General features: G+C 43.9%; 2 protein-coding genes. Both read left to right on the forward strand.

Going from position 1 to position 738, the window contains the following annotated elements; translation table 11 throughout:
• On the forward strand, positions 1–191 hold a 191-nt coding region (locus tag A3763_RS15640; protein ID WP_156495118.1), incomplete at its 5' end, for a Tn3 family transposase.
• A 370-nt stretch (positions 192–561) separates the two neighbouring features.
• Positions 562–738 (forward strand): DUF4372 domain-containing protein (locus A3763_RS30170; RefSeq protein WP_156495119.1); only part of this gene is annotated, 177 nt, incomplete at its 3' end.

A 738-nucleotide genomic window follows, 5' to 3' on the forward strand; every position in this document is an offset into this window, starting at 1 on the left:
TACATCTACTGCAAAGCTGCCTGGTTTACGTCAACACATTGATGATTGAAGATGTGCTATCCGATAACGCGATACGTTCGAAACTGATACCTGAAGACTATCGGGCATTAAGCCCTTTGATATATAGCCATATCAACCCGTACGGATTATTTACTCTGGATATGAGTGATCGCATAGCTTTTGCGGCTTAGAGACGCTGAATTATAAATTGAAGATAAAGGTCATCAGTAAGCAGCTGCCGTCTTGGTTCGCTTCAGACGATTAGCGGACCATTATCTGGTGGCTTCTGTGAATCAGTATAGGTCACTGGTACGCATGTCAAAATTGGCCTAATAATCATCCTCGTATGAAGGTTATGGCCATTTGCATCACGGTCATTGAGGACCTTTTCTGTGCCGGGATGACGGATAGCAAAGGTGAGAAGGACTGTATTGAAAGTAGTACGGTATTTCACTAGTGTCCGGTTAAAAAAAGTGAACGGGCTTTAAGAAGCCTGAATCCATTGACATGCGGTAAAATAGCAGTTGTCGAGACAGCAATTTCACCACAAAGGATTCAGGCTTGAAACATCGTAACACCGTCTTCCATCAGCTTCTAAATTTTTTACCTCGTCACCGGTTCCAAGCTACCGTTGACCGTTATAAGGGTGACCATCGAACACGCAGCCTAAATTGCTGGGATCAACTGATTGCATTATTGTTTTGCCAGCTATCAGGCAGGCAGTCTTTGCGGGATCTT

Source organism: Oleiphilus sp. HI0128 (genome assembly GCF_001635365.1).